The 25876-nt window shown below is 66.1% G+C and carries 35 protein-coding genes; 24 read left to right on the top strand and 11 right to left on the bottom strand.

Annotated elements, in window-relative coordinates; all coding sequences use genetic code 11:
• Window position 1 precedes the first annotated feature (1 nt).
• The 9 genes from AKJ13_RS02760 to AKJ13_RS02720 all read left to right on the top strand — a co-directional run bounded on the left by AKJ13_RS02760 (window position 2) and on the right by AKJ13_RS02720 (window position 4984).
• Entirely contained in the window at window positions 2-853 is an 852-nt protein-coding gene (locus AKJ13_RS02760; protein ID WP_050731967.1) for an STAS domain-containing protein, read from the top strand.
• A complete protein-coding gene (locus AKJ13_RS02755; RefSeq protein WP_007567495.1) occupies window positions 853-1242 on the top strand; it encodes an STAS domain-containing protein in 390 nt (129 codons plus the stop codon). The genes AKJ13_RS02760 and AKJ13_RS02755 overlap by 1 nt, the downstream gene beginning before the upstream one ends.
• Window positions 1220-1672: an ATP-binding protein gene (locus AKJ13_RS02750; protein WP_050731966.1), complete on the top strand. Its 453-nt coding sequence runs from the start codon at window positions 1220-1222 to the stop codon at window positions 1670-1672. Before AKJ13_RS02755 ends, AKJ13_RS02750 begins: the two co-directional genes overlap by 23 nt.
• Window positions 1669-2112 carry an anti-sigma regulatory factor gene (locus AKJ13_RS02745; protein ID WP_050731965.1) on the top strand — a complete coding sequence of 148 codons (444 nt, stop codon included), beginning with the start codon at window positions 1669-1671 and terminating at the stop codon, window positions 2110-2112. Before AKJ13_RS02750 ends, AKJ13_RS02745 begins: the two co-directional genes overlap by 4 nt.
• A complete protein-coding gene (locus AKJ13_RS02740) occupies window positions 2109-2702 on the top strand; it encodes a SpoIIE family protein phosphatase (protein ID WP_064774600.1) in 594 nt (197 codons plus the stop codon). The genes AKJ13_RS02745 and AKJ13_RS02740 overlap by 4 nt, the downstream gene beginning before the upstream one ends.
• A 6-nt stretch (window positions 2703-2708) precedes the next feature.
• Window positions 2709-3716 (top strand): ATP-binding protein, encoded by a 1008-nt coding sequence (locus tag AKJ13_RS02735; RefSeq protein ID WP_144426168.1) that lies wholly within the window; start codon window positions 2709-2711, stop codon window positions 3714-3716.
• 159 nt (window positions 3717-3875) lie between these two features.
• On the top strand, window positions 3876-4097 hold the full coding sequence (locus tag AKJ13_RS02730) for a hypothetical protein (RefSeq protein ID WP_050731963.1): 222 nt from the start codon (window positions 3876-3878) through the stop codon (window positions 4095-4097).
• Between the two features lie 103 nt (window positions 4098-4200).
• Entirely contained in the window at window positions 4201-4422 is a 222-nt protein-coding gene (locus AKJ13_RS02725) for a hypothetical protein (protein ID WP_007567504.1), read from the top strand.
• 115 nt (window positions 4423-4537) lie between these two features.
• The gene (locus AKJ13_RS02720) at window positions 4538-4984 is read left to right on the top strand and encodes a hypothetical protein (protein WP_050731962.1); all 447 of its coding nucleotides are present in this window, start codon (window positions 4538-4540) and stop codon (window positions 4982-4984) included.
• A 10-nt stretch (window positions 4985-4994) separates the two neighbouring features.
• On the opposite strand, the gene AKJ13_RS02715 is transcribed toward AKJ13_RS02720, so the two are convergent.
• The 6 genes from AKJ13_RS02715 to AKJ13_RS30160 all read right to left on the bottom strand — a co-directional run bounded on the left by AKJ13_RS02715 (window position 4995) and on the right by AKJ13_RS30160 (window position 8819).
• Window positions 4995-6404: a TAXI family TRAP transporter solute-binding subunit gene (locus AKJ13_RS02715; protein WP_050731961.1), complete on the bottom strand. Its 1410-nt coding sequence runs from the start codon at window positions 6402-6404 to the stop codon at window positions 4995-4997.
• 134 nt (window positions 6405-6538) lie between these two features.
• Window positions 6539-6922 (bottom strand): CsbD family protein, encoded by a 384-nt coding sequence (locus AKJ13_RS02710; RefSeq protein ID WP_050731960.1) that lies wholly within the window; start codon window positions 6920-6922, stop codon window positions 6539-6541.
• Between the two features lie 64 nt (window positions 6923-6986).
• Window positions 6987-7190, bottom strand: a complete 204-nt coding sequence (locus AKJ13_RS02705; RefSeq protein ID WP_007567512.1) for a CsbD family protein — start codon at window positions 7188-7190, stop codon at window positions 6987-6989.
• Window positions 7191-7274: 84 nt separating this feature from the next.
• Window positions 7275-8198, bottom strand: a complete 924-nt coding sequence (locus AKJ13_RS02700; protein WP_050731959.1) for a PhnA-like protein — start codon at window positions 8196-8198, stop codon at window positions 7275-7277.
• Between the two features lie 46 nt (window positions 8199-8244).
• Window positions 8245-8592: a CsbD family protein gene (locus tag AKJ13_RS02695; RefSeq protein WP_050731958.1), complete on the bottom strand. Its 348-nt coding sequence runs from the start codon at window positions 8590-8592 to the stop codon at window positions 8245-8247.
• 68 nt (window positions 8593-8660) lie between these two features.
• Window positions 8661-8819, bottom strand: a complete 159-nt coding sequence (locus AKJ13_RS30160) for a CsbD family protein (protein ID WP_082316850.1) — start codon at window positions 8817-8819, stop codon at window positions 8661-8663.
• Window positions 8820-9407: 588 nt separating this feature from the next.
• On the opposite strand from AKJ13_RS30160, the gene AKJ13_RS02690 reads away from it, so the two are divergent.
• From AKJ13_RS02690 to AKJ13_RS02665, 6 genes are all read left to right on the top strand, one after another.
• Complete coding sequence (locus tag AKJ13_RS02690) at window positions 9408-9590, top strand: hypothetical protein (protein WP_050731957.1); 183 nt, start codon at window positions 9408-9410, stop codon at window positions 9588-9590.
• 208 nt (window positions 9591-9798) lie between these two features.
• Window positions 9799-10092 carry a hypothetical protein gene (locus tag AKJ13_RS02685; RefSeq protein WP_050731956.1) on the top strand — a complete coding sequence of 98 codons (294 nt, stop codon included), beginning with the start codon at window positions 9799-9801 and terminating at the stop codon, window positions 10090-10092.
• Window positions 10089-10319, top strand: a complete 231-nt coding sequence (locus tag AKJ13_RS02680) for a hypothetical protein (protein ID WP_050731955.1) — start codon at window positions 10089-10091, stop codon at window positions 10317-10319. Before AKJ13_RS02685 ends, AKJ13_RS02680 begins: the two co-directional genes overlap by 4 nt.
• A gap of 154 nt (window positions 10320-10473) precedes the next feature.
• Window positions 10474-11436 (top strand): transaldolase, encoded by a 963-nt coding sequence (gene tal, locus AKJ13_RS02675; protein WP_050731954.1) that lies wholly within the window; start codon window positions 10474-10476, stop codon window positions 11434-11436.
• 120 nt (window positions 11437-11556) lie between these two features.
• Window positions 11557-11805, top strand: a complete 249-nt coding sequence (locus AKJ13_RS02670) for a hypothetical protein (RefSeq protein ID WP_050731953.1) — start codon at window positions 11557-11559, stop codon at window positions 11803-11805.
• A 139-nt stretch (window positions 11806-11944) separates the two neighbouring features.
• Entirely contained in the window at window positions 11945-12181 is a 237-nt protein-coding gene (locus AKJ13_RS02665) for a hypothetical protein (RefSeq protein WP_007567545.1), read from the top strand.
• A gap of 125 nt (window positions 12182-12306) precedes the next feature.
• Here the strand turns inward: AKJ13_RS02665 and AKJ13_RS32145 are convergent, their stop codons facing one another.
• The 4 genes from AKJ13_RS32145 to AKJ13_RS02655 all read right to left on the bottom strand — a co-directional run bounded on the left by AKJ13_RS32145 (window position 12307) and on the right by AKJ13_RS02655 (window position 13993).
• On the bottom strand, window positions 12307-12447 hold the full coding sequence (locus AKJ13_RS32145) for a hypothetical protein (RefSeq protein ID WP_007567546.1): 141 nt from the start codon (window positions 12445-12447) through the stop codon (window positions 12307-12309).
• Window positions 12447-12680, bottom strand: coding sequence for a hypothetical protein (locus tag AKJ13_RS02660; protein ID WP_050731952.1), 234 nt, complete (start codon window positions 12678-12680; stop codon window positions 12447-12449). Before AKJ13_RS02660 ends, AKJ13_RS32145 begins: the two co-directional genes overlap by 1 nt.
• Window positions 12681-12800: 120 nt before the next feature.
• Window positions 12801-12959, bottom strand: a complete 159-nt coding sequence (locus AKJ13_RS32140) for a hypothetical protein (RefSeq protein ID WP_200905572.1) — start codon at window positions 12957-12959, stop codon at window positions 12801-12803.
• Window positions 12960-13129: 170 nt separating this feature from the next.
• Entirely contained in the window at window positions 13130-13993 is an 864-nt protein-coding gene (locus AKJ13_RS02655; RefSeq protein ID WP_050731951.1) for a class II aldolase/adducin family protein, read from the bottom strand.
• A gap of 137 nt (window positions 13994-14130) precedes the next feature.
• Between AKJ13_RS02655 and AKJ13_RS02650 the strand changes: the two genes are divergently transcribed.
• Together AKJ13_RS02650 and AKJ13_RS02645 are read left to right on the top strand one after the other, a co-directional pair.
• Entirely contained in the window at window positions 14131-15036 is a 906-nt protein-coding gene (locus tag AKJ13_RS02650) for a LysR substrate-binding domain-containing protein (protein WP_050731950.1), read from the top strand.
• Window positions 15037-15182: 146 nt separating this feature from the next.
• Window positions 15183-16559, top strand: coding sequence for a Gfo/Idh/MocA family oxidoreductase (locus AKJ13_RS02645; protein ID WP_050731949.1), 1377 nt, complete (start codon window positions 15183-15185; stop codon window positions 16557-16559).
• Window positions 16560-16928: 369 nt separating this feature from the next.
• Here the strand turns inward: AKJ13_RS02645 and AKJ13_RS31830 are convergent, their stop codons facing one another.
• Window positions 16929-17087 carry a hypothetical protein gene (locus tag AKJ13_RS31830; RefSeq protein WP_160320590.1) on the bottom strand — a complete coding sequence of 53 codons (159 nt, stop codon included), beginning with the start codon at window positions 17085-17087 and terminating at the stop codon, window positions 16929-16931.
• 527 nt (window positions 17088-17614) lie between these two features.
• Between AKJ13_RS31830 and AKJ13_RS02640 the strand changes: the two genes are divergently transcribed.
• The 7 genes from AKJ13_RS02640 to AKJ13_RS31255 all read left to right on the top strand — a co-directional run bounded on the left by AKJ13_RS02640 (window position 17615) and on the right by AKJ13_RS31255 (window position 25301).
• On the top strand, window positions 17615-17959 hold the full coding sequence (locus AKJ13_RS02640; RefSeq protein ID WP_244471492.1) for a hypothetical protein: 345 nt from the start codon (window positions 17615-17617) through the stop codon (window positions 17957-17959).
• Window positions 17956-19230 (top strand): relaxase/mobilization nuclease domain-containing protein, encoded by a 1275-nt coding sequence (locus AKJ13_RS02635; protein ID WP_050731947.1) that lies wholly within the window; start codon window positions 17956-17958, stop codon window positions 19228-19230. The genes AKJ13_RS02640 and AKJ13_RS02635 overlap by 4 nt, the downstream gene beginning before the upstream one ends.
• Window positions 19231-19250: 20 nt before the next feature.
• A complete protein-coding gene (locus AKJ13_RS02630) occupies window positions 19251-19787 on the top strand; it encodes a hypothetical protein (RefSeq protein WP_050731946.1) in 537 nt (178 codons plus the stop codon).
• Window positions 19784-20014 carry a hypothetical protein gene (locus AKJ13_RS02625; protein ID WP_050731945.1) on the top strand — a complete coding sequence of 77 codons (231 nt, stop codon included), beginning with the start codon at window positions 19784-19786 and terminating at the stop codon, window positions 20012-20014. Before AKJ13_RS02630 ends, AKJ13_RS02625 begins: the two co-directional genes overlap by 4 nt.
• Entirely contained in the window at window positions 20011-21402 is a 1392-nt protein-coding gene (locus tag AKJ13_RS02620; protein WP_050731944.1) for a TraM recognition domain-containing protein, read from the top strand. The genes AKJ13_RS02625 and AKJ13_RS02620 overlap by 4 nt, the downstream gene beginning before the upstream one ends.
• Window positions 21403-21495: 93 nt before the next feature.
• Entirely contained in the window at window positions 21496-23127 is a 1632-nt protein-coding gene (locus AKJ13_RS30155) for a dsDNA nuclease domain-containing protein (RefSeq protein WP_082316835.1), read from the top strand.
• Entirely contained in the window at window positions 23115-25301 is a 2187-nt protein-coding gene (locus AKJ13_RS31255; RefSeq protein WP_144426166.1) for a DEAD/DEAH box helicase, read from the top strand. Before AKJ13_RS30155 ends, AKJ13_RS31255 begins: the two co-directional genes overlap by 13 nt.
• Window positions 25302-25876: the final 575 nt, after the last annotated feature.

Below are 25876 nucleotides of genomic sequence, written 5' to 3'. Positions count from 1 at the left end.
TATGCATGGCGTCGGACAGATCCTCCAACAGAACCGGGCGGGCGTCCTCGACGCGTGGCTCGCCAAGCTGCGAGACACCGCGCCGGGGGCGCAGCCGGGCTCGCTCCAGCTGCTCAAGCTCGAGCTGGGCACCCTGGTCGAGAAGCTCACGGCCTATTTCCTCCTGGACGACGGCGCCGGCGCCGGGCCCGCCTTCAAGGCCGTGGAGGAGCAGGCCGCCACGATCAGCGCCGCCTGCGTCCGCGACGGGCTGACGCCGATGGAGACCGCCACGCTGATCCTGTCGCTGAAGACGATCGCGGGCGAGATGCTGGATCGCGAGACCAGCGCCAAGGCCACCGAGCTCTACAGGATGCGCACCGCCCTCGACGCGGTGGTGGACCGGCTCGCCCTCATCACCTTCGCGGCCTTCGTCGAGACCCGCGAGGAGATCATCAAGCGCCAGGGCCGGGCGCTGCTGGACCTGGCGACCCCGGCCCTTCCGATCTGGCGCAACATCATCCTGATGCCGCTCGTCGGGATCATCGACACGCAGCGCGCCCGTCAGGTGATGGAATGGCTGCTGGAGGCGCTCTCCCGGGAGGAGGCGCGGATCGCGATCCTCGACGTGACCGGCGTGCCGCTGATCGACAGCCGCGTCGCCCTGCACCTGACCAAGACCGTCGAGGCCGCGCGCCTGCTCGGCTCCCAGGTGATCGTGACCGGCATCAGCCCGGACGCGGCCCAGACCCTCGTGAAGCTCGACGTGGATCTGTCCAATATGATCACCCGGGGGACGCTGCGGGCAGGTCTGGCCGAGGCCTTCCGGCTTCTCGGCCCGCATGCCAAGGGCGCGCACGAGACGATGCTCTGATGCGCGTTCCCATCCTGCGGCTCGGCCGCGTCCTCCTCACCTCCCTGCCGGCTGACCTGACGGACCAGCAGGTGATGGATCTCCAGATCGACGCTCTGGCGCTGATCCAGGCCGGCAAGGCCGACGGTCTCGTGATCGACATCACGGCGGCCGACGTCGTGGATTCGTACATGGCCCGGATCCTCTCGGAGACGGCCAAGATGGTGAAGATCATGGGGGGCGTCGCGGTCCTGGCCGGCATGCAGCCGGCCGTGGCCCTGACGCTCGTGGAGATGGGCCGGGACATGATCGACATGGAGACCGCCTTCGATCTCGAAGGCGGGGTGGCCAAGGTCGGGCGGATGGTGGCTTCCCGCGGAGGTCGCCATGACGAAGTTCCGACCGCCTGATCGCTCCGAACCGGAGCCGCCCCCGGGCGACGAGACCCGGGCCGTCGTGGACATCCGGGCTCAGGACGACATCCTGCGGGCACGCCAAGCCAGCCGCGGCGCCGCCGCGGCGATCGGCTTCGGCACCGTCGATCAGACCCGCCTGGCCACCGTGGTCTCCGAACTCACCCGCAACGCCCTGATCTATGCCGGCGGCGGCGCGTGCCGGGTGCTGACCCGGCTGACGGCCCTGGAGCGGAGCATCGTGATCGAGGTCGAGGATAGCGGGCCGGGGATCGCCAACGTCGCCGGCGCGCTGACGCGCGGATACTCGACCGGGGGCGGCCTCGGCCTCGGCCTGGCCGCCGTGCACAAGCTGATGGACGACCTGACGATCGAGACCTGTCCGGGCCACACCCTGGTCCGGGCCGGCATGACGAGGCGGCGATGAGCCGGTCGCCGGGCTTCCCGGAACCGGCCATCCCGGGGCCGGACATCGTGGCGCTGCGGGTCATGAGCGAGATCGACGCCGCCGAGGTGCGCCAGGAGGCGCGCCGGCTCGCCCTGCGCCACGGCTTCAGCACCGTGCGGGCGCACGGCCTGGCCACGGCGGTCTCCGAACTCGCCATGAACCTCGTCCTCCACACCACGCGCGGCGGGCTGATCCGCCTGACCGCGCAGGATACGCCCGACGCGTCCGTGATCGAGCTCGTCGCCGAGGATGACGGCCCGGGGATCCCCGATCTCGCCCTCGCCATGGAGGACGGCTTCTCGACCCGCGGCGGCCTGGGCTGCGGCCTCCCGGGGACGCGCCGCCTGGTCGATAGCTTCACGATCACCACCCGGGTCGGGGAAGGGACCCGCATCGTCTGCCTGGTGCGGCGGCCGTGAGCCCGGATCCGGTGATCCCGATCCCCCGGATCGCCGCGGCCACACGGGTCTATCCCGGCGAGACCGCCTGCGGCGACCTGGTGGCCTGGTGGCAGGAAGGGGACGCGACCTTCGCCTGCATCGTCGACGGCCTCGGGCACGGGCCGGACGCCCATCACGCCGCCCGGAGCCTGCTCGCTTTGGTCGAGGGCCAGGTGGGACTCGAGCCGGCCCAGCGGCTCGCCACCGCCGACCGGGCCATGCGCCACACCCGCGGCGCCGCGGCGGCCCTGGTGCGCATCGATCCCGCCGCCAGGACCATCACCGCGGCCGCCGTCGGCAACATCCAGGGCGCGCTGTTCGCCGCCCGGACCCTGCGGTTCGACGGCATGCCGGGGATCGTCGGGGCGGGCCTGCGCCCGCTCAAGCCCCTGGTCGTCCCATTCACCGCCGCCGACATCCTGGTCCTGTGGACCGACGGGCTCCGGCCGGTGGACCTGGAGCCAGACGCGGCGCGCGCCGATCCCGAGCGGCTCGCCGCGGACCTGATGGCCAGCCACGGACGCCAGAGCGACGATTGCGGCGTCCTGTGCGTCGCCTTCCGGGCGTGAGGCCGCATGCGAAACCTCTTGCTGCGCTACACCGACGGCATGGCGCGCTACGTCGCCACCGCGGACGAGGCGCCGCTCCTCGACATCGAGGAACTCGGCCGCCTGGCGATCACCGACGACATCTCCCTCGACGAGATCGCCGGGCTGCATGAGGGCGCGGCGCTGGCCCTGTCGGACCGGGGCGTGCCGATCAACCGGCCGGAGATCATCCGGCGCATGTCGGCCTGCCTGAGCGCCCTGATGGTCTCGGCGGCGGTGGCCTACCGGACCAAGATCGACCTGCTCGAGCAGCATCGGCAGCAGGAGCGTGACCGGACCGAGCGGGACCGCCAGCGCCTGGAGACGCTGGGCCAGTTCGTCGGCTCGGTGGCGCACGAGCTCAACAACCTGCTCCAGCCCGTGCGCGGCATGACCGAGATCATGCTGGCCGATCTCGCCGAGGGGCGATCGCCCGAGCGGGCCGACCTCGAAACCGTGGAGGCCTGCGCGATCCAGGCGGTCGGCGTCATCCAGGGCATCCTGGGCTATGTCCGGCGCGAGACGATCGCGCCCCAGAGCCTGGCCTTCGGGGCCGCGGTCGCGACCGCCTGCACCTTCATCCGGCCGATGCTGCGCGAGCCGTTCGCGGTTGCGATCCGGGACCGGGACACCGAGGTCCTGGCCCTGCAGGGCGAGCTGACCCAGATCCTGCTGAACCTGCTCCAGAACGCCGTGCAGGCCGGGGCGACGCGGATGCGGGTCGAGGTCGACCGGATCGACGGCGATCGGGCAGCCGGCGGGGCGTGGCCGCGGATGCGCCTTCAAGTGATCGATGACGGCCAGGGGATGTCCGCCGCCGTCGCGGCCCGCGCCCTCGACCCGTATTTCACCACCAAGGCGACCGGCCAGGGCACCGGCCTGGGGCTCGCCATCGTCCGCAGCATCGTGGTCGGCTGGTCGGGCGACCTGCAGCTGACCTCGGAGCCCGGGCGCGGCACCACCGTCACCCTGCTGCTGCCGGTCCACGCCGGCTGACGCGATCCGGGCGGGCGCGGTAAGCCCGCGCCGGGATTACGCTTTCGGGAATCGATCAACAGCCCTCCACCGGAATCGGGCTAGACCGCGCCTGAACGGTTGAACCGCGGCGGCTCCTGCGCTTTGTTCGCCATATGTTCTCAACGGAACGGATTGGCCATGCTCGCACACCCGCACGAACCGCCTGCGGAAATTCGGCTCACGGAGGCGGAGGCGATCGCGCTGGCCTATCATCGGGCCGCCCGGGGCGACGCCTGGAGCGCCCTGGTGGCGGCAATCGCCGACGCGCTGGTCGATCTCGACGACGCCGAGCAGCGGGCTGCCAAGCAGGGCCGGCTGATCTCCCGGGGCTACGCCCGCTGCTGCATCGGCGCGAACTGACGGCGCCCGGTTCGGCACCGGGCCTTGCAGGAGACCGCAACTTCTGGTAATAAATCCTTTCCTATGACAATAAACCAGACCTCGCCCGCGATGGGAGCCGGCCATGGGCGACATCAACGATGAACGGCGCCGCCTCTCAGCCACATGGCTCAACACCATCGCGTCCGGCGTCGTCTCGGCCGGGTCCTGCGGCTCGCTGCTGGCCTACAGCTTCGGCCCGCGGCCCGGCATCAGCGGGCTTCAGGTCCTGGTGGTCACGACCTGCGCGCTCGGCCTCGGCGCGACCCTCCACCTCCTGGCCCGGTCGCTCCTGAACAACCGGTGACGGGACGGAAGAGGACTGCGGCCGGCCCGAATTGCACCGCTGCGACGGCCGGGGGCGGGACAGAGCCCCCGGCAGGCTCTAAGACCGCGCCGAATCTGCCGATCCGGAACCCGCCATGACGCCGGCCGAGCGCGACCGCTTCGAGAAGTGCCTCGCCCTGGCGAATCGGGGGGCCACCGCGGGCGAGCGGGAAGCGGCGCGGGCCGCCGCCGAGCGCATCGCGGCCGGCGCCGGCCTGTCGCTGGCCGAAGCCGCGGCGGCCCTGCGCAATCCGCGGTTCTCTGCGGCGGAACCGGAGCCGCCGCGCCGGCCGCCGCCCTCCCCGCGGCGGCCCTTCGCCTGGGCGCAGCCGAAGGAGCCGGTGAAGCCGATCACCGTCGAGGAGCTGCGGCGCCAGAAGGCCGAGACGGAGGCCTGGAAGAAGCGGGCCGCCGCCTCGGCCGAGCTCAAGCGGAAACGCGAACGGGCCGAGCAGGAGGCCTACGCCGCCGAGCAGCGCGCCGCCCAGGCCGAGCGCGACCGGGAATGGGCCGCCGCCCAGGCCCGCCGGAAGGCGCCCTGAGGGGCGCCGGTCAGGAGAGCTCGGGCCCGGCCGTGACGGTCTGGCCGGCCAGAGCCGGGGCGTCGTCGCCGTGCCGGCCGACCGCGATCGCGCGCTTGATCGTGGAGCGGGCGGCGTCGATGGCGATGGCCGCCGCCGACAGGGTCCGGCCCTCGGTGGGGCGCTCCAGGGCGTGCCGGGCGATGTCGCCGGCGAGGTCGTCGATCTCGCGGGCGAGCGTCACGAGACGGGCGGGATCGGGGGAATCCTGCGCCTCCTGCCGGATCGCCAGGAGCCGGTCGGTCGCCTCCTCGATCCGCTCGCGCCGCAGGCGGGACAGGCGCTGCCCGACCCAGGCGAAGGCCGAGCCGATGCCGCCGCCCAGGAAGGCGACGAGATAGATCCAGGTCTCGTAGCGCTCGACGAAACTCTGCTGCTCGCGCTCGAAATAATCGACCGCTCCGGGATGGATCGGCAGCCGGGCGCTGGTGGCGCCGGACGTGCTCTCGTAGGCCGGGGCCTGGACGTAGTCGGCGGCGGCGGTGACGTTCGCCATGCCGCTGCGCAGCTCGAACAGGTGCTGGGTCACGTCCGCCGCCACCGAGCGGGACAGGCTGGCGCGCGCCATCAGCCGGTAGGAGGCGCCCACCGTGTGCACGTCCTCCTCCGGCACCTTGGGGCTGCCCCCGAAGGTCTCGGCCGGCATGCTCACCATCTGGAGGCGCGGCATCCGGGCCACGATGGCGTCGGCATTCTCCACATCGACGAAGGCGACCTTCCGGCTGCGGCTCGCCGCCTGGACGCTCTCGACGATGCGCTGCGCCGTCGGGGCGGTGGGCGCGATCACCGAGACCACGGCATCGACCTCCTTGCGGGTCAGCGCGGCGGTGAGGTCGGCCTCGGCGACCTCCACGAGGGCGACCTGCCGGGGCGGTAGCGGGCCGCCCTTGTCCTGGCTCGCGAGCGTCAGGCCGTAATGGGCCAGCATCGACCGGATCAGCGTCTCGTCGGCGTCCCGGTGGGCCAGGATGGCGAGGCGCTTGCGGTCGAGATCGGGGAAGCGGGTGATCTCCGAGGCCTCGGGCGAGGCGATGATCATGGCCTGGTCGCGCAGGATGGCGAGGGTCAGGCCGTTATCCGGCAGCGCCACGTCGGGGCGGACCACGGCGAGGTCGGCCCGGCCGTCGCGGAGCGCCTCGGCGCTGTCGCGCACGTCGTCGAAGGGCAGGATCTTGAGCCGGATCTCCTTGTGCCGCTTCGCCAGGGCGTCGGCATAGGCCTGGATCACCGCCGGCTCGGTGCCGTCGCGCGGGGCGACCGCCACCGTCAGCACCGTGGCGCGCGAGGCCCAGTAGGCCCCGGCGGCGGCGAGCCCGAGCCCAATGGCGAGGATCAGGAAGACGATCTCCGGACGCAGGAGAAGCTTGCCGAACCGCCTCATCGGCCCTCTCCTCCACCCGCGCCGGAACCCGCCCGGTCCCTCGCGGAGGCCGGGCGATCGTCGGGCGCCGGTTCTATCTTACCGCCGGATGGTTTCGGAAAACCGATATCCACGTCTCCGCGTCACGCGCGTGATCAGTGGCCGCGGCGGGTGAGCCAGCCGGCCGCGAAGGCCAGGGCGGCGATGCCGAGCAGGGTGCTGGTGCGGTTGGTGTCGGCGTAGCGGACCGCCTGACGGCCGTAGGTCTCGCCCCGGCGGCGGGCCTCGCGGGCGTAGCGGCGGCCGTCGTCGATCAGGTGGTCGGCGCGCTCGGAAGCGGCGTGAGCCAGGTGGCGGCCATCCTCGGCGAGATCCTCCGCGCGGTCCCGGGCGCGCCCGTAGACGTATTGCGCGCCGCCGGCCACCTGGTTCACGGCGCCGCGGACCTGCCGACCCGGATCGCCGGTGAGGCCGCCGAGGGTGGTCTGGGCCCGGCCCTTCACGTGGCGGGACGCGCCCCGGATCTGGTCGCGGTTCATGCTGCTCTCCTGGCTGTGGGGTTGGTCGGGGCGGGACCGGTCCTGCCGGCCCCGCCGAACGGATTCAGTTCCGGCCGGTGACCTTGTCGGCCAGGTTCTTGGCGCCGTCCTTGACGTCGCCCACAGTCTTCTGCGCCTCGCCCTTGAGCTCCTGCGCCTTGCCCTCGGCCACGAGCTTGTCGTTGCCGGTCACGTTGCCGGCGGCCTGCTTGACGTTGCCCACGGCCTCGTTGGCCAGGCCCTTGATCTTGTCGGTGGTGCTGCTCATCGAAACATCTCCTTCGGGGTTGCGGAATGGCCGGCTTGTGCCGGTCGAGAGGGGTCCCCGCCGGCGGGCGGGGACCGATGGGGATCAGGCGCGGCGGGTCTCGTAGGCGCCGAGCAGGGTGACGGGCTTGGGGGCGCCGAAGCGACCGCCCAGGAAGGCGGCGAGCGCGCCGAGGACCAGGGCCAGGGCGGCGTAGAAGGCGCCCTGGGTGGCGGCCGACTTGGTGGCGACGGCGGCGGCCTCGGCCTTCTGCTTGGCGGTGGCGACCGCCTGGTCGTACTGCTTCTCGTAGTCCTGGACCTGCTGGCGGGCCTGCTCGACCGGGATGTTCTGCGCCTTGGCCAGCGCGTCCGCGGCGCGGCTCTCGGCCTGCTGCTTCTGGGCCGGGTCACCGGTGAACAGGGCCTTCACGGCCGCCACGGCGGCGTCGCGGGCGGCCTGCGGGTCCTGGCCGGCGGCCTGCTGACGGACCGTGCTCTCGATCCCGTCGAGCGGGTTCGTGATCTTGGCGAGCGACGGCGCGGCGGCCTGGGCGGCCGTCTGCACGGTGCCGCCGACGAGCGATCCGGCCCCGCCCAGGGTGGCGGTCACGCCGCTGAAGGCGCCGCCGATCAGCCCGCCGACCGCGGAGGTCAGCAGGTAGAGCACCACCAGAGTGGTCACCGCCCAGGACACCAGGCCGTGCAGGCCGGCCGTCCCCGGCAGCGGCTTGCCGGACAGGCGCCCGGCGATGGCGCCGCCGATCAGCGAGGCGACGATGCCCGAAGCCACGAACCAGATCCCGGCGCCCATGGAGGCGGTCGAGGCGGCCGGGTTGTCGGCGGCATTGGGCCCGAAGGAGGCCAGGCCCACGCCGGCGCCGACCAGGTTCAGGATCACCTGGGTGACCAGGGCGGTGGCGGCACCGGCGAAGATCGCCCCCCAGGAAACCTGGTTGAGCAGGATTGCGCGCGTGTCGGCGGACGCGCCTGCGGCCAGGGGGGACGCGGTGGTTTGGATGGTGGTCACGCTCTTGCTCCGGGTCGTCGGTCGTCTGTGGAAGTGGAAGCCGGGATCAGTCGCGGCTCGCGCTGACCAGGAGGCCGAGGCCGAAGCCGACGAGGCCGGCGACGAGCAGGGAGGCGAGCGGGTACTCGGCGACCTGATGGCTCACCTCGCGGGTGCCCCGGCGCAGGTAATGGCCGCCGCGCTCATAGGCGTCCTCGGCGTAGTCGGCGGCCTCGTCGGCCGCGTGCCGGACCGTGTCCTTGGCCTGGCCGTAGAGGTTCTCGGCCTGCCCGCTGGCCTCGCGGAAGCGGCCCTCGACCGAGTCGCTCCGCGAGCCGGCGAGGTCGCCGACGGCGCCCTGCACCTTGCCGCCGAGGTCCTTGGCGGCGCCCGTGATCCTGTCGATGTCGACCATGTCGTTCTCCGTTGGGTGTGGGTTCGATGGGGATGGCGCCCGGACGGGCCGCCGGCTTGAGACCGGGGTCAGTCGGAGCGGGGTTTGGCCGGCTTGGAGGGCCGGGCCGCCTGTTTCTGCCGCCGGCCCTCGGCCTCGACCCGGGCGTCCCCGGTGAGCTTGCCGATGGCCTCCTTGACCGACGCCTTGAGGTGCTCGGCGGACGGTATTTTCAAGCGCTCGATCACGGGCACCTCGCCGTTCCTGAGAAGACCCTGGATCGGCCATCAGATGTGCGCCGCGCTCGCACAATCAATGGTACAAAAGAACTATAATTGCGAGATGACTTAGCCGATCACGACTGTGTGATCCGCTGCAGATCGGTCAGAAGGCTCCTCCGATATTTGTACGGACCGACATTGGACGCTGGCGCCGGATGGCCTGTTCTTTCGCGTTCGCCCCCTGGCGCTTGCACCTACCGTATCGGCAGCGGGGCAAAAACGGATTGCGCACAAGCTGGTTCCCTGACCTACGTTATTTTTCCTGGTATACCTGCACCACCGGGGCGGTTGTTATCGACCAGAAGTAGTCTTCGCCGTTTTGAAGCGGTGGTATCAGCGCCCGGGATCCGGCCTCACCCTCGCGGGCGCCGTCGTGGCAGTGGCCGATGGAGGGCGGAAATCGCAGGGCCGGGCAGCCCACAGCCGATGCGCGCGTTCGACAGCCGGCAACACGCAACAGTTTTGCGCCGGGCGGATATTTGAGCGGGTTGACCCGTTGCACGTATCCGCGGAGGGTCGGTCAGTCCCGCCACTGGCGGGCAAGGATCAAACCCCATGACAATCTTGATGTCGGTCGCGCTGGCACTCGCGGTGCTCGGCGCGCTGGTGACGCATTCCGCCTATCGGCTCGCGCCGGTCACGAACAAGTTCGCCGGCTGGGACGTCGCCTTCGTGAGCGGCATCAGCGTCACCGCGCTCGGCAGCCTCGGCGCCCTCCTGCTGGTCTTCACCGCCTGAGCTTCGACCCTCTGCACCGCCGAGCCGATGCATAAGGCCACAGGGGTGGACCTATCCGTCCGGCGGCCTGTTCCTCCCCCGAACCGGTCGCGTTGCGATCGGACCCGGCTCCAAACCTTCGATTCACCGCGCCTGCCGGTGCCGAACCGGCATCCCCGTCGGCGGCGAGCGCTTAGACCCCGCAACGGCGGGTCAACGAGGTTCCAAGATGGCAGAACAACTCTCCGGTCAGGACGGCCGGCAGGGCAAGCGTGGCCGGCCGGCGCTCTACGTGCTGGTCGCCAGCGTCGGGCTCATGGTCGCCGCGCTCGCCGGGCTGATGATGTGGCAGGGCGCAAGCTCGCCCACGGATTACGCGAGCCAGAGCCAAGCGGCCTCGCGCAAGCAGGTCACCGGCAGCGAGAGCGGCACGGGCGGCGCGACCTCGCCCTCCGACACCAGCGCGGTTCCGGGCGGCAACCCGGCCTATCCGCAGCCGGCCGCCCGCAGCGCAAATCCGTGACCCGGCACGATCACCGCTGCGCGGCGGAGATCTGCCGCGAGCAGGGCTGGCAGGTTGGAACCTGCCTGGTCGGCGATGCCGGCTACGGCCCGACGGTGATCCAGATCACCGCGGTGGGCGACCGGGTCATGCTCGCCAAGATCCTCAGTCACGGCCGGGTGGCCGTGGCCTATAACGAGGCCCAGGCCTGGTCTCTCTCCCTCCGGGACTGGCGCTCGGTCGGCTGATCCGGCCCCGCCGTGGTACGGATCCGCCCGGGCGCGCTCGCTGGGCGATTCGGCTGGACCAACGAGCGTCGAAGCGCTCCGGGGCGCGTCTTATATCTCCGGGCGCACGGGTGCGGCGGCCTTGTCGGCCGGGCGCCAATCCACGAGGTACGCTATGACATCGCTGCTCGATCAACTCCGCACCATGACCGTGGTGGTTGCCGATACCGGTGACATCGGCGCCATCGAGAAGCTCAAGCCGGTCGATTGCACCACCAATCCCTCGCTGCTGCTCAAGGCGGCCAGCATGGAAGGGCTCGCCCCGATCGTCGACGAGGCCGTGGCCTGGGGCAAGAAGCAGGGCGGCGAGACCGAGGACATCGTCCAGGCGGTGGCCGACCGGCTCGCCGTATCGGTGGGCGCCGAGTTGACCAAGCTCGTGCCGGGCCGGGTCTCCACCGAGGTCGACGCCAACCTGTCGTTCAACACCGACCGGACGGTGGAGAAGGCCCGGGCGATCATCCGCGCCTACGACGAGCGCGGCATCGCGCGCGACCGGGTGCTGATCAAGATCGCCTCCACCTGGGAGGGCATCCAGGCGGCCCGCGTGCTGCAGCGCGAGGGCGTCGACTGCAACCTGACGCTGCTGTTCTCCCTGGTCCAGGCCATGGCCTGCGCAGATGCCGGCGTGTTCCTGATCTCGCCCTTCGTCGGGCGGATCACCGACTGGTACGCCAAGGCCGAGGGCAAGACCTACACGGGCGCCGAGGATCCGGGCGTCCAGTCGGTGCGGGCGATCTACGCCGCCTACAAGGCGCGCGGGATCAAGACCGTCGTAATGGGCGCCTCGTTCCGCAACATCGGCCAGATCCAGGCGCTGGCCGGCTGCGACCGCCTGACCATCTCGCCCAAGCTCTTGGAAGAGCTCGCCGCGACGGAGGGCCACCTCCCCCGCGCCCTGTCGCCCGAATCCTACGGCGAGGCGCTTGAGGTGCCGGCGACCGACGAGTTCTCGTTCCGCTGGGAGATGAACGAAAGCGCGATGGCCACGGAGAAGCTCGCCGAGGGCATCCGGCAGTTCGGCAGCGACCTGCGCGCGCTCCACGCGCTCATCCGCGACCGCCTCGCCCGCGGGTGAGTCGCCCCGGCACGCGGGTCCGGCCCGAAACGCGGGCCGGACCCGCGTGCGGCCGGTGGATCATTCCGGGCGAGCACCGCGTTCCATCCGCGCCGCATCTGCCGCGGTTCGGAGTGCGCCGTGTACAATCCCTTCTTCTCATCGATGATGCTGGCGATCGAGGCCCAGCGGGTAATCGAACTGCGCCTGGTCCGTCTTGCCTGGGGCGGCAGCGAGGGGCTGGCCGAGGCGCAATCCATGGTGACCGAGAAGATGCACGCTGCCGGCGAGGCCATGACGACGCTCATGATGGGCGGCTCGCCCGAGACGGTGATCGCCCGCTACCGCGAGCACGTGGCGTTCAACACCAAGCGCCTGACCGCGGCCTGACGGTCCCGTGCCGTCCGGCGCCGGGTCGACCGGCCTGGGCGGCAAATCTTCGTCGGGATCCATTTTCTTTCGCCGACGCAGTATCGCGTTCGGCGGCGGCCGCCCTCGGCGCGGCCCAGGACGGAACTGAACGCCTACCATGATCGAGCCGAATCAAACCGCCTTCATCGTGAAGGTCGCGCGCCGGGATGAGGACGCCCCGGAGAACCTGCTGACGGTGTTCTACGCGGTCATCGCGGACGATCCCGACAGCGGGGTCCAGATCGTCAAGGAAGCCGTGAAGGACGGGGCCGAGGTCACGCTGACCGAGGTGCGGCTCTCGCAGGCCACCGCCCAGGCGATCGACCTGCGCCCCGGCTACGCGCGCGCGCTCTGAGCGGAATTCGGCTTCCACGCCCATCCGTGTTGAGGGGCGAGATCGGATGGGCGTGGAAGGCCAGCGATCGGCTGGTCCGACTTGGGTAGGACGGCAGGGTTAACGGTCCCTTACCGGCGCCCCGCTCAGGAATGCGGCGCGATCCAGCCCAGGATCGACGCGCAGCGCTCGGCCTGGTCGCGGGTCAGCCCGGAAGCGACCGCCGCGCCGTTGCGATAGACCACGAAGGTGCCGTCATCGGTCGCGCGGATCTTGATCGAGGCCATCAGGCGGCTCCCCCGGCGAGCGCCTGAAGCTGGGTCAGCCCGGTGGCGGTGATCTGCCAGATGGCGAGGCCGTCGCTGACCCCGACCCGCTCCAGATGGCCGATACTCTCGAGAGCCGTGAGTCTGCTGTGATCACCGGGCCAGGATGCGTCCGGCTTCCGCTGAATGGAGATCCGATAGTTGTCGGACCCGGCGGCTTTATTGAGCAGGCGGCGCTCGTGATTGACCAGCATTGGCACTCCTAGGCAGTTCCAATCGGGACGCATTACTTACGTACAGGCTGGCCTATATGGTCAAGCTTGGCAACCCCACCGGCCCAAACGCCCCTGTATCGCGGCCGCCCGGCGCCCGGATCAGGACGCCAACGCCAGGTCCGCGCCGGCGCAGCCCAGCCCGGCCAGGAACAGGCATCCGCCTATCCCTTCGAGGAGGGCCCGGTGCCGGGGCGCCCACAGGGAGGCGGCGGCCAGGCCGGCGCCAGCCACCACACAGAACACGCCCAATCCCATCATGACGGCCTCCGCGTCGCCCCGGCGACGCGAGGACGACGATCGCGAGAGCCGGAAGGTTGCCGCGATTCCAGGTTGTCGACAGGCAAATCGGCCGCCGACAGCGGAAGGGCCGGCGTGGCGGCCGGCCCTTCGGAGAATCGTGACGCGTTCGCGGCCGGACCGCGCCGGCGTTACTGGAACATGTCGGGCTGCGTCGCGGCGATGTGGCTGTAGAGCGTCTGGAAGTGCAGCCAGCCGATATAATCGCTGCCGACATGCTCGCGGCTGTAGCGGGCGGTCTTCTCCGACAGGAGCTGCGGTTTGATGCCGGTCGCCTCGACCAGGAGCTGCTGCTGGCAGGCGCGCTCCAGGGCGATGAACCAGAACGCCGCGTCGTCGATGCTGTGGCGGCTGCAGGTCAGCAGGCCGTGGTTCTGGTGCAGCACGCCGCGGTTGCGGCCGATCTGCTGGGCCACCGAAAGGCCGCTCGCCTTCTCGACCGCGACCGCCCCGGCCGAGGCGCCGATCACCGCGTGGCTGTCGTGGAAGGCGGCCGCGTCCTGGCTGATCATGTCGAGCGGCCGGCCGGTGGCACACCACGCGGTGCCGTAGGTCGTGTGCGCGTGGCACATCGCCATGACGTCGGGATACTCGTCGTGGACCGCCGCGTGCAGCACGAAGCCCGCGCGGTTGATCGCGTAGCGTCCCTCGACCACGTCGCCCTTGTGGTCGGCGAGGATCAGGTTCGACATCCGCACCTGCGAGAAGTGCACGCACATCGGGTTGGTCCAATACAGCTCCGGACGCTCCGGATCGCGGATCGTGAGGTGCCCGGCGAAGCCGTAATCGAAGCCGTGCAGCGCGAAGGCCCGGCAGGCCGCCACGAGGTGCTGCTTGCGGTATTCCCGCGCTTCGGCGTGGCTGGCGAACTCCGGCATCTCCGGGAAGATCAGGCCCGCCTGCTCGGGCTGGTAGATCGAGGTGCGCCTGCGGCCGGCGCTGTCATTGGGCAGGTCGATGGCGATGTCGCTGCCGTGGGCAGGGTCGTCGAGCATGACGCGTCCTCTCATGGGCTGGGCGAAGACCATCCTCACCCGTCTTCGCGGTCTGACAGGCACTATCGTGCCGAACCCCAACATTGACAAACGACGCGTTTTCACCGTTTTCGTGAATCCAATTCACGGACCGCCCGATGCGCCGCATCCCGAGCTTCTCTGCCCTGCGGGCCTTCGAGGCGGCCGCGCGCCTCGGCAGCTTCGCCCGGGCGAGCGAGGAGCTGCACCTGACGCCCTCGGCGGTGAGCCATCAGATCCGTGCGCTGGAGCGCAGCCTCGGGCGCGCCCTGTTCCGGCGCGCCAACCGGCAGGCCACGCTCACCGCCGACGGCGAGCGCCTGAGCGCGGGCCTCGCGCAGGCCTTCGACACGATCGAGGCACTCTGCGCCGAATTGAGCCCGCCGCCGCCCTCGGCGCTGGCCGTGCATTGCACGCCGAGCTTCGCCGCCAAGTGGCTCGGCCCCCGGCTGCATGCCTTTGTGGAGGCGCATCCCGACATCGGCATCCGGCTGTCCAGCAACGCCGACCCGATCGACCTCGGCCGGCACGCGGAGATCGACATCCTGATCGCCTATGGTCGCCCGCCGCGCGGCCCGGGGCTGACGGTCGAGGCCCTGGGCCGCGAGGAGATCGCGGCCCTGTGCGCGCCGGAGCTGGCCCGATCCCTCGGGCCGATCGAGCCCGCCACGGCCCAGCGCTTCCCCCGGCTGGATTCCTCGTTCAGCCCCGTGCGCTGGCCGGACTGGTTCGCCCGCAACGCGTTCTCCGCCCCGGCCGCGGCCTCCGGGCCGGCCTTCGATCGCGGCTCCCTGGTGATCGCGGCGGCGGTCCAGGGCCTCGGCGTCGCGCTGGAGAGCCTGCGGTTCGCGCAGGACGAACTCCGCGCCGGCCAGCTCGTGCGGCTCGGCGACGGCCGGCTCGCGAGCCTGTACCGGCACCTGCATTTCATCTGCTACCGCGAACGCGACCGGGACCTAGAGAAGATCCGCGCCTTCCGCCGATGGCTTCTGGAGCGGGAGCAGGAGAGCCGCGCCAGGGGATAGGCGCCGCCCGTCCGGGGCCGGGCGCCGGCGCCGTCGCATGGGCACGTACGGGAATGCATGATAATGCCAAGCTCGCACGAGGATGCAACGCGGCGGGTACGGCCCCCGGGGCTCGACCGACCGCGGGACACCGCAGGGAGAGCGCCATGTCGATGTTCGCCAAGCTGCAGCGCCGCGCCAGCGAGGGCCGCCCCGTCCGCGTCGCGCTGATCGGCGCCGGCAAGTTCGGCTCCATGTACCTGTCGCAGGCCCCCCGGACGCCGGGCATCCACCTCACCGCCCTGGCCGACCTCTCGCCCGACCGGGCGCGCCAGGCGCTGCGCCGGGTGGGCTGGGACGAGGCCCGCTTCGCGGCCCCGACCCCGGAGGAGGCCGCGCGGACCGGCGCGACCTGCGTCACCGACGATGCCGACGCCCTGATCGCCAGCCCGTTCGTGGACATCGTGATCGACGCCACCGGCAGCCCCGCCGCCGGCATCCACCACGCTCTCAAGGCCTGCGAACACCGCAAGCACATCATCATGGTCAACGTCGAGGCCGACGTGCTGGCCGGCCCGCTCCTGGCCCGCCGGGCCGCGGAGGCGGGGGTCATCTACTCCATGGCCTCGGGGGATCAGCCGGCCCTCATCGCCGAGTTGGTCGACTGGGCGCGCACCATCGGGCTGGAGGTGGTCTGCGCCGGCAAGGGCACGAAGTACCTGCCGGCCTATCACGCCTCTACGCCCGACACGGTCTGGGGGCATTACGGCTTCAGCGCCGAGCAGGTCGCGGGCGGCGACTTCAACCCGCAGATGTTCAACTCCTTCCTGGACGGCACCAAGTCGGCGCTGGAGATGGCCGCGGTGGCCAATGCCTGCGACCTGACCCCGCCGCGCGACGGGCTGGCCTTCCCGGCCTGCGGCGTCGACGACCTGCCCACGCTCCTGCGGCCGGTGGCGGATGGCGGCATCCTGACCGAGCGCGGCACCGTCGAGGTCGTGTCCTCCCTGGAACGGGACGGGCGCCCGGTGTTCCGCGACCTGCGCTGGGGCGTCTTCGCGGTGTTCGCGGCGCCGAGCCGCTACGTGCAGGAGTGCTTCGCGCAATACGGGCTCAAGACCGACGCCAGCGGCCGCTACGCCGCCACCTACAAGCCGTATCACCTGATCGGCCTCGAACTCGGGATCTCGGTCGCCTCCATCGCGGTCCGCGGCGAGGCCACGGGCGCCACCGGCGCCTGGCGCGGCGACGTGGCCGCTACCGCCAAGCGCCCCCTGATGGCCGGCGAGCGCCTCGACGGCGAGGGCGGCTTCACGGTCTACGGCAAGCTGATGCCGACGACCGATTCCCTCGCGCAGGATGCACTGCCGATCGGGCTCGCGCATAACCTGGTCCTGACCCACGACGTCCCGGCCGGCCGGGTGGTGCGCTGGAGCGACGTGACCTACGACGCCAACCACCCGGCGATCCGCGTCCGCCGCGAGATGGAAGCCCTGTTCCGCGCCGAGCTTGGCCTGGGTTCAGCCGCACTACGGGTCGCCTGAGCGCGCCACTGCGCCCGGCCGCGTCGTCCCGGCAGGCGGACGGCGCAGGGCATCACCGACACACCCTGTCGCGCCGTGCTCGATGCCGCAGTGTGCTGGTGGTGGGACACAAGCGGGACAGGGCGCAGGGGCAATCCGGGCGAGCGTGGCGGGCTTTCCGTCTGGCGGCTGCCGGACATCCTCACCAAGGCTGGATGCCTCGCGAGGCTCGGCCCGCTCCCTGAGGCCGAGGAACAGGTAAGAAGGTCATCAACGGCTACGCCGACCTGGACGATATGTCGGTGGCGCTCGCCGTCGCGGTGATGAAGTTGGCGGCGGGCACGCCATGCGCCTGACGGTTGGCAATGCCGATCGAAGGCGAGGGGTCGCCTATCCGACGAAGATGCGGATGAAGTCCGCGCAGGCGACGGCCAACAGAAACAGCATTCCCCAGCCTAAGTTGCGGATCTGGCGTTCCGCCTCGGAGGCCTTCGCTTCCAGCGCGAGGATACGCAGCCGCAGCCATTGGACCTCCTCTTCGGGGTGCATTCTGAGCTCCATCGCCGGGGTCGCAACTTCCGATGGTAGGCGGCGTGGGCCCGCTGTCCATCCATCCCGGCGGTGCCAGTCCGTCATCGGACGATGCGAGCCGACCGCTCATAACGGTCTGATTGGAGGTTCGAATCCTGCACCCTCCGCCAGCGCATGCAGATGCCAGGACGGCGCCTGCATGCACGTTACCTTGACATGGCAGGGATCACTGGTTCGCGGCCCCTCGCGCATCCTGTGCGGGCGGCAGCCGTCGCCGGGCGGTTTTGCTGTTACCCACAGCGTTACCCCGGCGCATCCGGAAGGTTTTAAAATGATCGCTAAGTGATGGCGCGCCCGCCCAGCGCCGTTTCGAACGAATTGTTCAACACGCTGGCGCAGTGGAACGCCTTCCTGGAGCACCGCCAGTCGCATGACTTGCAGGTGCCGCCATGTCCCTAGGCAGCACCTTTCAGGCCGAAGCGGCAGCCCCGCCTCCCGCTAAACCCCGCCGAATCAGAAAGGCCAAGGCACCGGCACCCTTTAGCTTGCGGCTTTCGGAGGCCGAGCGCGCCCGCCTGGCTTGTGAGGCCGCGGGCGCTCCGCTCGGCACCTACATCCGCGCGAAGGTTCTGGGTGAGCCGGTCCCCGCTAGGGTCCGTAAGAGCGGCATCTCGATTGCCGACCGGAAAGTGCTGGCCCAGCTCATTGCCCTGCTCGGCCGGTCGCGGGTTTTCAGCAACCTCAACCAGCTCGCCCATGCGGCAAACACCGGCTCGCTTCCCGCGACGGAAGAAACCGAAGCCGCCCTGGTTCAGGCGCTTTCCGACCTCCACGAGATTCGCCGCCTGCTGCTGGTCGCGCTCGGCCTCAAGCCGGAGGCGCAGCCATGATCTTGAAGGGCTCGCAACGCGGCGGCGGCCAGGACTTGGCCGCCCACCTCATGCGGATGGACGACAACGAACATGTGCGCGTCCACGAGTTGCGCGAGTTCGCCTCCGACAATCTGCGCGGCGCATTCAAAGAAGCCGAAGCGATTTCGCGCGGGACCAAGTGCCGCCAGTATCTCTTCTCGCTGTCACTCAGCCCGCCGGAGAGCGCGGCCGTCACCGAGGCCGAGTTCGAGAGGGCCATCGACGACGCAGAACGCCGCCTCGGCTTGGATGGGCAGCCGCGCGCCATCGTCTTCCACGAGAAGGAAGGCCGCCGCCACGCTCATGCTGTCTGGAGCCGCATCGACGCGGCCACCATGACAGCGCGGCCGATGTCCTTTTTCAAAAAGAAGCTCGTTGGTCTCTCGCGCGATCTCTACCTCGAACACGGCTGGGAGATGCCGCGCGGTATCGCCCGCGAGGGGATGCGCGATCCGCGCAACTTCACCCTGGCCGAATGGCAACAGGCCAAGCGCCGAGAGCAAGACCCGCGCTGGCTCAAGGCAGCCGTGCAGTCCTGCTGGCAAGCATCCGACAGCGCTCCCGCTTTCTCCCGAGCGCTAGAGGATCACGGCTGTTTCCTCGCGCGCGGGGACCGGCGCGGCCACGTCATCATCGACCATGACGGCGAAGTGCATTCGCTCCCGCGCGTCCTCGGTCTCAAAACCAAGGATGTGAAGGCGCGGCTCGGGGATGGCGATGCGCTGCCCTCCGTCGAGGCCACCCGCAAGGCGCTGGCCAAGCGGATGACACCAGCGATCAAGCGCCACGTCGCGGAGTCGCGGACCAAGTTCCAGAAATCTGTTGCCACCCTCGCTCACGCCAAGATGGAAATGACCCATCGCCACCGTGATGGCCGCGCGAAGCTTGCCCAGGACCAGACGCGTACGTTGGACGCTGAGACGAAGGCGCGAGCGGCACGACTGCCCAAAGGCCTGCGCGGCCTGTGGCACCGGATCACCGGCCAATATCAAAAGGTCCGCGCGCAGAACGAAGCCGAAGCCAAGGCAAGCCGCGAGCGGCAAGCGCAAGAGCGCCAGCAACTTATCGACCGGCAGCGCGAAGAGCGTGCCCGCCTCCAGATCGAGTTCAAATCCTTGCGCAATCGCCAAGCCGAAGAGCTGCTGGAATTGCGGCGTGAGCTTGGACGCTTCTTCAAATTCTCGCGCGGCCTTGATCCTGGGCCAGCCCGAAAGCGCGAGATGTCTGTCGGGCTGGGCCTGGAGCGATAGCTTCTCAACAGGAGGCGTTTATGGCGACCAACAATGACAACAGCGGCGCGGCTATGGCCTTCGGTTTCGTTGCGGCGAGCGCTCTGATTGCGGGCGCGCTCCTATTTGCACTCTTGGCCTTTGCCTCGCTGGTTTTGACAATCGTGTGCTTCGCGGCTTGGAACAAGCCAATTCAGTTTTTCGGTGGAACGATCACGCCTGAGGAGGCCCGCGCTTTCGTGCGGCGTGGCTTGATCGGGGCCTGTCTCGTACCCGCCTTTGCCTTCTTCACCTCAGCCTTGTTTGGCGTGGCAATCAGGCCCGACTTCGTGATCTACCTGCCGATTGGCGGTTACGCACTAGGGTCGGTGGTCGTCACCTATCACATCGAGAAGGCCAAGGCCGAAGCAGCGCAATCAGCCGAAGCGATGCAAGCGGTCATCACACCGCAAACGTCCCCGCGCTCGTCTCACACCGTCGAGCCACTGCCTTCCGCGTACGCGGCGCGTGAGCATCAGACCGAGCGTGAACCCTTCCGCTTCGCTACCTGGGACGATGAAGAGGAGCTGCGCAAATGAGCCTGCGCAATCTCGTCGAAATCCATCAATTCCTGTTCAGCCTCGAATCCCAGGCAGCCCAGCGGCTCGCTTGGGAGGATGCCGAGCAGGCGCGGATCGCAAGAGCGCGCGCGGAGGCTGTGGCGGCTGCTCGCCTCCGCCAGATGCTCGATGCGAACCCAAGCGGTCAGCTCGGGAACGCCAAGCTCAACGACCTCGAAGCCCTCATCCGGTCGGGGCTGCTATGAGCGTCCCGGCCCTTCGCACCTATCGGAATATCCGCCGGGGGATCGAACTCGGATTCATCGACGGATATCCGCTCGTCTATGATGGTACGGAGCCGGTCGCGATTGATGCCCAGGCCGGAAAGGGGAAGCTCACCCGCTTCCTGGGCGTGAACCTCGTCTCGCCCCGCACCGACCATCTCACCAAGATCATCACTGACCCAAAGGATGGCGAACTGGCCTGGGTGTCGTGGGTAACGCTCAAGCGCCAGGGCTACCGCGTCTTGTTCATCAATGCAGGGAACCTGCACGGCTACCCGTCCGAGAGCTACAACATCAACACGCGGCTCTTGGAGACAGCGGCCAACCCTGTCCTACGCGGTATCGTTGGCGAAGCGGCTTACGATGCCGCGAGCTTTCTGGTGCCGCAGGAACCGGACTCGAAGAACCGCTGGGTAAGCCAGGGCGTCCGCAGCTTCTTCACGCTCTACAATAAGGTGACAGCCCTCTACCCGTCGGAACGCTGGTCCTGCTCGCCGGGCGGCTTGTGGGATTTTTGGGGGCGGCCGCGCGATGAGATCGCCGACGATCTGCTTCTCTGGGCTTCAGACCGACGGATGCAGGACGAAGCCGGAATGTGCAGGTTGGTTGCTGGCTTGACCGCCTCGCCCGACCAATGGAACGCCTACGCCTCGCTCATCATCGAGCGGCTGCAAGGCTTCCAGCCGGGGATGTCCGCCCGCGAACTCACAAGCCGAAACACGTTCGATCCCGCCGACATGAAGCGCGAGAGAACGGCCCTCTTCATCATCGGCTCGGCGCGATCCGAGACAAGCCGCACTTTTGTCGGCGCGATGACAGCCGCCGTGATTGAGCGCTTCGCTGATGCGCAGGGCCCGCTTCGCGCACTGGTGGTCGGTGAGGAATGGGGCCAGCTCTATGTCTCGAATTTCTATGAGATCCTGACCCTCTATCGGCAAGGCGGCATCAACTTTCTTGGCGTGTTCCAGAACGCGGCGGCGCAGATTGAAACGCGCTATGGGCGCGAGAGCGCGCGTATCTGGAAGAAGGCTGTGGCGCACACGCTATATCGCGGGCTCCCGGATCATGACACGCTAAAAGAAATTGAGCATCGCTCAGGGAAAGCGTCGGTCATGGTACGAGGCTTCAACGTGAACTCGAACCAGGTGAATGGCTCCGGCGACAACCTCGTAGAGCAGCCCCGCGCATTGTTACAGGTCGAAGATATAAGACGTGCAACCAGCGGTCACTTCTCCCTATTGGATGCCCGAGATTCTGGGTTTTACGTCGTTCACAATCCTGATTTCTGGCTCAGGCCCGAAATGAATGGACTACTGAGGAGTGTACGGCAGCTTAATCAGAAAGATATCGATAAGCCGCCGAGTAATTGATAGCAATAACAAGACACTAGCCATAATACACTTAAAGTTGTATATATCCTCCCTCATTCGGGCTTTACAGTTAAGCGAGTACACGGGTTGAAAATGAAGCCGCCATTAGTGGTTGTCGGGGACGAAAGTGACTCAGGCGGCATTGCCGCCAGAAAAGGCTTCCGTTTCCAGGATCACGTTGCCGCTTCACTTGTGATCGATATGCTCACTGACATCACCATAGCTCAAGTTGAGTGCGAAACTGCCGACGACATAGCGATACAATTTGGCGCAGGGGCCGACGTAGATATCGAATATGTCCAGGTGAAAACCACCGATGGCGATTCCAAGTGGTCGATAACTGAATTAACAGCCAGGAAAAAAGGGAAAGCTCTTACATCTATATGCGAGCGCTCGCTGCTTTGCGACAAGCATGGGGGATCGGTTCGGTTCAGAATTGTCAGCACGCGAGATGTAAGAAAAGATCTTCGCCCGTTCTGTAAACCTTGGCCTGATCGAATTTTAGCCGACCCCGCTCGCACAGCACTGGCAACAAGAGTCGGCAAAAAGTGGAAGACCACGAAGTCTCAATCAGGACGTACCCTTGCCGATTGGGCGGCAGCAGTGTTCTGGCAAGTAGAAGCAAATGAAGAGGCTCTTAAGTCGCGAAACATAAATCGACTGCTGATCCTCGCGCAAGGCAGTGGTCCCGTTCCAGCTTGGACATTAATCACGGAGGCTTATGACCGCTTGCTCAAGCGCGTAGCAGACATGGCTGACGCCTCCAAATCTAAGCCTCAATTGAAATGTTGGGGTCGAGCGAGTGCCCTAGATTGGTGGAAGGAAGAAGTAAAATCCATTTCCACGGACGCTTCATCAAGCGTAAAAGTTTATAGAGCCGGAACGGAAGCGTTCTTTTCAGAACTTCATGTCCAAATTGACGAACAAGAGCGACGGTCATTGCACTCCTATGACGCGGAGTATGATGGCGAAATATGGCGTAGGGAGGATCTGATCGACTATCTGATTGATTGGATTCCAGAAGTTGCCTTGCCCCCATCGATAGTAGCCACCTATACACATCTAGCCGCGAGGAGATTGTCCACGCGAGCCTTGAAGGCTCTTCAGCAGCAGGGCATCACCGATGGCCCGATGATTATTGCCAATCTTCTGCTCCACAGCATATTGCGGCACCATTTCGATTCAGAACCTATTGCATGCAAGATCTACTACAGGGTTGGCGGGGAGGTTCGTTCAACAAACGCACATATTATACAGACGAGCTCCGGCGATCAGCTTTGGCTCGGCCGATCGCACTTAGTATCAGCCTCAACCTACGCTCAGGTAGTCGAAGAGGCGATCAAAGAATTGGAGTCCTCATTAGACCCCAATCTAATTAAGGAGGATCGCGACCTTATCGTACGCCTGAGAGAGCCAAATCACTTACGGCCGGACGGACTTGGACACGCGCTGAATGAAAAGGGAAAGGTCTCAGATTTGATGGCGGTCATGAAGTTGCCGATCCTGATTGCCTACGATAGTGCGACTCTCGCCTCTGGCTATGAAGCGACGTATCTGGCGAAATTGGTTGATGAAGTGGCAAAGGCGTATGCCGATCTGAAATCGAAACTTGGAGCAAACCTTCAAAAGGTAGACGTCGCGATTATTCTTGTTCCAGTCGAGTGTTCAACGACTTTAGCATCCGAATTTATGCTTAAGCTTGGGGCCGCTAAATGGACGAATTGAAGCTTCGTGGCCTATTAGCCAACCCAGATGAACTGGCAGATAATATCTTTGATGTTTTGCAAAGTCTATCAAAGCTGGCAAACGATCAAAGAACACTAAAAACTGCTCGAGAACTTGTAATCAGAGCTCTTGCAGTAAGAGACAGCATACCATCTGACTATATCGACATTTTAGAATCTTTGATCCGCTCAGTTGGCCTGTTCCCATACGCCGACTCCGAGCATGTAACTTCGCTTGAAGATCACGTCCTACTTGAAGCCCATAGAGCGCCAGGCCTCGGATCGAATAATTTCTTTCATAGACTACAACTCGATGTATATCGTGAACTCATCACAGGTCGAAATGTAGTTCTGAGCGCCACTACAAGCGTCGGAAAAACCCGCGTCGTAGATGCGATACTCGCCTCCCAAAAGCATAAATGTGTCGCCATCATCGTCCCAACAATTGCCCTAATAGATGAGACTCGGAGGAGGCTCACCCAGAATTTCGGTGAAAGCCATGATATTATTACGCATCCAAGCCAAGTAGCTCTTGGCGACGGAAGGCCCACTATTTATGTTCTAACCCAGGAGCGGGCGCTTGCGCGCAAAGATCTGAATTTGGTGGAATTTGTAGTTATTGACGAATTTTATAAGCTTGACCTCCGCGACGCCCATGACGAAAGAGCAATTGATCTAAACTTGTGTTTTCACCGATTTGCCGAGAACGGAGCGCAGTTCTATCTACTCGGACCAAATATTAATGCCGTTGAGGGCCTACCGGCGCGCTATAAACATAGCTTCATGCCGTCAGAATTCGCGACCGTCGCCGTCGACATTGAAATTTTTAAAATTAAGCGAGACGAGGTTCTAAAAAGAAATTCCAAACTGGTAGAAATCTGTCGCAAATTGCAATCCCCGACTCTGATTTACTGTCAGTCACCTCAGAAGGCTCGTGATGCTGCGGAGGTATTGATGTCGGAGCTAGCTCTGCCGGAGTCAGATCCGAAAACCAAAGATGCTGTCGATTGGCTGGAACAAGAATTTCCTTCAGAGTGGATTGTAACTCAAGCTCTAAAAAAAGGAATTGGCATTCATCATGGTAATGTTCCTCGATCAATTCAACAATACATGGTTCGAGCATTTGAACAGCGCCTCATCAGATTTCTTGTATGCACATCAACAATCATAGAAGGCGTAAACACGATTGCAGAAAATGTAATTATTTATGATAAGAGAATCAATAACAGCAATTTAGACTACTTTACCTTCAAGAATATCGCAGGCCGCGCTGGTCGAATGAAACATTATTATGTGGGAAAGGTATTTGTTTTGGAAGAACCGCCGGCCGAGACGCACCTGGCAGTCCAGTTGCCAATCGAAAACCAGACCGACGCGACACCCATGTCCTTGTTGCTGGATCTGCCAGACACCTCACTTGCCGAGCGATCTCGGCAGCGGCTGGCAGAGGCTTTTGCTGCATCGCCCTTAAGTCCGGGAACAATCAAAGCCAACCGCTATGTGCCTATCCAATCGCAGGATAGGTTATATTATCATATCAGAGATAATTCTGACGTGTTGATCCCCGATTTGACATGGAGAGGAGTTCCCGAGCCGCAGCAACTAAAGGCCGTTTGCAATCTGATCTTCAAGTTCGTTGACGAAGGCGCACGTTTACACAGGCATCGGGTTTTTTCGGGCGATGCATTGCACGCTGAATTAATAGCGCTCCGAGTGGCCCCGAATTTTCGAGGCTATATCGACGAAAAGGTCCAATCGAGATGGGATGACGAAAGCGTTACCGATGCTATTGAGCGAGTCCTCAAGTTTCTGAGAAACTATGTCGGATATGCGTTTGGGCGACAGCTCATGGCCGTTTCGCGGATTCAGGCTGAGGCGCTTTCGCCGCAGGTGAATCCGCGGAAGCTTGGCGATTATAGTCTCTTTGCAGCGCAAGCCGATAGTTTGTTTTTGCCGAGTGGCCTCTATGCGCTTGATGAGTATGGGTTGCCACCCGAGATAGCTCGTCGCCTAGCCCAAGCCGGACAAGATTATTCAACACTCGATGCCGCATTGCATATGGTGGCAAGTGTAGATGTGAACAGAAAGGACATGCATCCTTTCGAACGCGAAATAATTAAAGATGTGCAAAGCGCCCTTCCGGCTCGTGCGCGGCGTCCTATAGACACCGAATAGTGTTGCCGCGATGGTAACATTTGCCCAATGGTAGCAGCCTTCGCCTCGGTCAATATTAATATTCCATCGTCTTCAACACAGATTCGAATGATGCCGCGCTCTGCCGGAGGCTCGGCGGCGGAGGTAAGACCGGAGCTACGTACAGCGCGCTATGGGCTAACGAGCATGGCGAAGCCGCCTTTCCCGATAGAGCCTACCGATTAGGCTGGCGCTGTTGGGCAGACGGCAGCACCGGATGGTGCCGCATCCAACCCGGCGCGAGGGGTTGGCCTTCCGGAAGGATCAGGGTCCAGGGGCTCGAAGGCTCCTGGTCGCGTCCAGATGCGATCAAGCTGGTGCAGGGTTCCAAGGGCGGCATACGCCTTTGGTCATGGGGTCCAGGGGAGAGCGAAGTTTTCTCTTGGTCGTGGTCCAGCGGCGAAACGCTTGGTCTGGGCGGGTTTCGGGAGGGGCATGAACGCTCCTCCTGAACGGATGAAACGGCGCACGTTTCGCTGGCGTGATGAGGCTCGATGCCGAAGAGCGCCAAGGCCTGGGGGATCCAACGGGGGCGCGCAGCGGTCCCCTTGGCAAGA

Source organism: Methylobacterium sp. ARG-1 (genome assembly GCF_001262595.1).
In the GTDB taxonomy this organism is placed as follows: Bacteria; Pseudomonadota; Alphaproteobacteria; order Rhizobiales; family Beijerinckiaceae; genus Methylobacterium; species Methylobacterium brachiatum.
The sequence above is the reverse complement of the archived record's forward strand: the minus strand, read 5'-3'. Positions and strand labels throughout refer to the sequence as shown.

Bases quoted from the DNA above. Each gene is read 5' to 3' on its own strand.
- AKJ13_RS02760 (WP_050731967.1), top strand. From the start codon at position 2: ATGCATGGCGTCGGACAGATCCTCCAACAGAACCGGGCGGGCGTCCTC.
- AKJ13_RS02755 (WP_007567495.1), top strand. From the start codon at position 853: ATGCGCGTTCCCATCCTGCGGCTCGGCCGCGTCCTCCTCACCTCCCTG.
- AKJ13_RS02750 (WP_050731966.1), top strand. From the start codon at position 1,220: ATGACGAAGTTCCGACCGCCTGATCGCTCCGAACCGGAGCCGCCCCCG.
- AKJ13_RS02745 (WP_050731965.1), top strand. From the start codon at position 1,669: ATGAGCCGGTCGCCGGGCTTCCCGGAACCGGCCATCCCGGGGCCGGAC.
- AKJ13_RS02735 (WP_144426168.1), top strand. From the start codon at position 2,709: ATGCGAAACCTCTTGCTGCGCTACACCGACGGCATGGCGCGCTACGTC.
- AKJ13_RS02730 (WP_050731963.1), top strand. From the start codon at position 3,876: ATGCTCGCACACCCGCACGAACCGCCTGCGGAAATTCGGCTCACGGAG.
- AKJ13_RS02725 (WP_007567504.1), top strand. From the start codon at position 4,201: ATGGGCGACATCAACGATGAACGGCGCCGCCTCTCAGCCACATGGCTC.
- AKJ13_RS02720 (WP_050731962.1), top strand. From the start codon at position 4,538: ATGACGCCGGCCGAGCGCGACCGCTTCGAGAAGTGCCTCGCCCTGGCG.
- AKJ13_RS02715 (WP_050731961.1), bottom strand. From the start codon at position 6,404: ATGAGGCGGTTCGGCAAGCTTCTCCTGCGTCCGGAGATCGTCTTCCTG.
- AKJ13_RS02710 (WP_050731960.1), bottom strand. From the start codon at position 6,922: ATGAACCGCGACCAGATCCGGGGCGCGTCCCGCCACGTGAAGGGCCGG.
- AKJ13_RS02705 (WP_007567512.1), bottom strand. From the start codon at position 7,190: ATGAGCAGCACCACCGACAAGATCAAGGGCCTGGCCAACGAGGCCGTG.
- AKJ13_RS02695 (WP_050731958.1), bottom strand. From the start codon at position 8,592: ATGGTCGACATCGACAGGATCACGGGCGCCGCCAAGGACCTCGGCGGC.
- AKJ13_RS02690 (WP_050731957.1), top strand. From the start codon at position 9,408: ATGACAATCTTGATGTCGGTCGCGCTGGCACTCGCGGTGCTCGGCGCG.
- AKJ13_RS02685 (WP_050731956.1), top strand. From the start codon at position 9,799: ATGGCAGAACAACTCTCCGGTCAGGACGGCCGGCAGGGCAAGCGTGGC.
- tal (WP_050731954.1), top strand. From the start codon at position 10,474: ATGACATCGCTGCTCGATCAACTCCGCACCATGACCGTGGTGGTTGCC.
- AKJ13_RS02665 (WP_007567545.1), top strand. From the start codon at position 11,945: ATGATCGAGCCGAATCAAACCGCCTTCATCGTGAAGGTCGCGCGCCGG.
- AKJ13_RS32145 (WP_007567546.1), bottom strand. From the start codon at position 12,447: ATGGCCTCGATCAAGATCCGCGCGACCGATGACGGCACCTTCGTGGTC.
- AKJ13_RS02660 (WP_050731952.1), bottom strand. From the start codon at position 12,680: ATGCTGGTCAATCACGAGCGCCGCCTGCTCAATAAAGCCGCCGGGTCC.
- AKJ13_RS32140 (WP_200905572.1), bottom strand. From the start codon at position 12,959: ATGATGGGATTGGGCGTGTTCTGTGTGGTGGCTGGCGCCGGCCTGGCC.
- AKJ13_RS02655 (WP_050731951.1), bottom strand. From the start codon at position 13,993: ATGCTCGACGACCCTGCCCACGGCAGCGACATCGCCATCGACCTGCCC.
- AKJ13_RS02650 (WP_050731950.1), top strand. From the start codon at position 14,131: ATGCGCCGCATCCCGAGCTTCTCTGCCCTGCGGGCCTTCGAGGCGGCC.
- AKJ13_RS02645 (WP_050731949.1), top strand. From the start codon at position 15,183: ATGTCGATGTTCGCCAAGCTGCAGCGCCGCGCCAGCGAGGGCCGCCCC.
- AKJ13_RS31830 (WP_160320590.1), bottom strand. From the start codon at position 17,087: ATGCACCCCGAAGAGGAGGTCCAATGGCTGCGGCTGCGTATCCTCGCG.
- AKJ13_RS02635 (WP_050731947.1), top strand. From the start codon at position 17,956: ATGATCTTGAAGGGCTCGCAACGCGGCGGCGGCCAGGACTTGGCCGCC.
- AKJ13_RS02630 (WP_050731946.1), top strand. From the start codon at position 19,251: ATGGCGACCAACAATGACAACAGCGGCGCGGCTATGGCCTTCGGTTTC.
- AKJ13_RS02625 (WP_050731945.1), top strand. From the start codon at position 19,784: ATGAGCCTGCGCAATCTCGTCGAAATCCATCAATTCCTGTTCAGCCTC.
- AKJ13_RS02620 (WP_050731944.1), top strand. From the start codon at position 20,011: ATGAGCGTCCCGGCCCTTCGCACCTATCGGAATATCCGCCGGGGGATC.
- AKJ13_RS30155 (WP_082316835.1), top strand. From the start codon at position 21,496: ATGAAGCCGCCATTAGTGGTTGTCGGGGACGAAAGTGACTCAGGCGGC.
- AKJ13_RS31255 (WP_144426166.1), top strand. From the start codon at position 23,115: ATGGACGAATTGAAGCTTCGTGGCCTATTAGCCAACCCAGATGAACTG.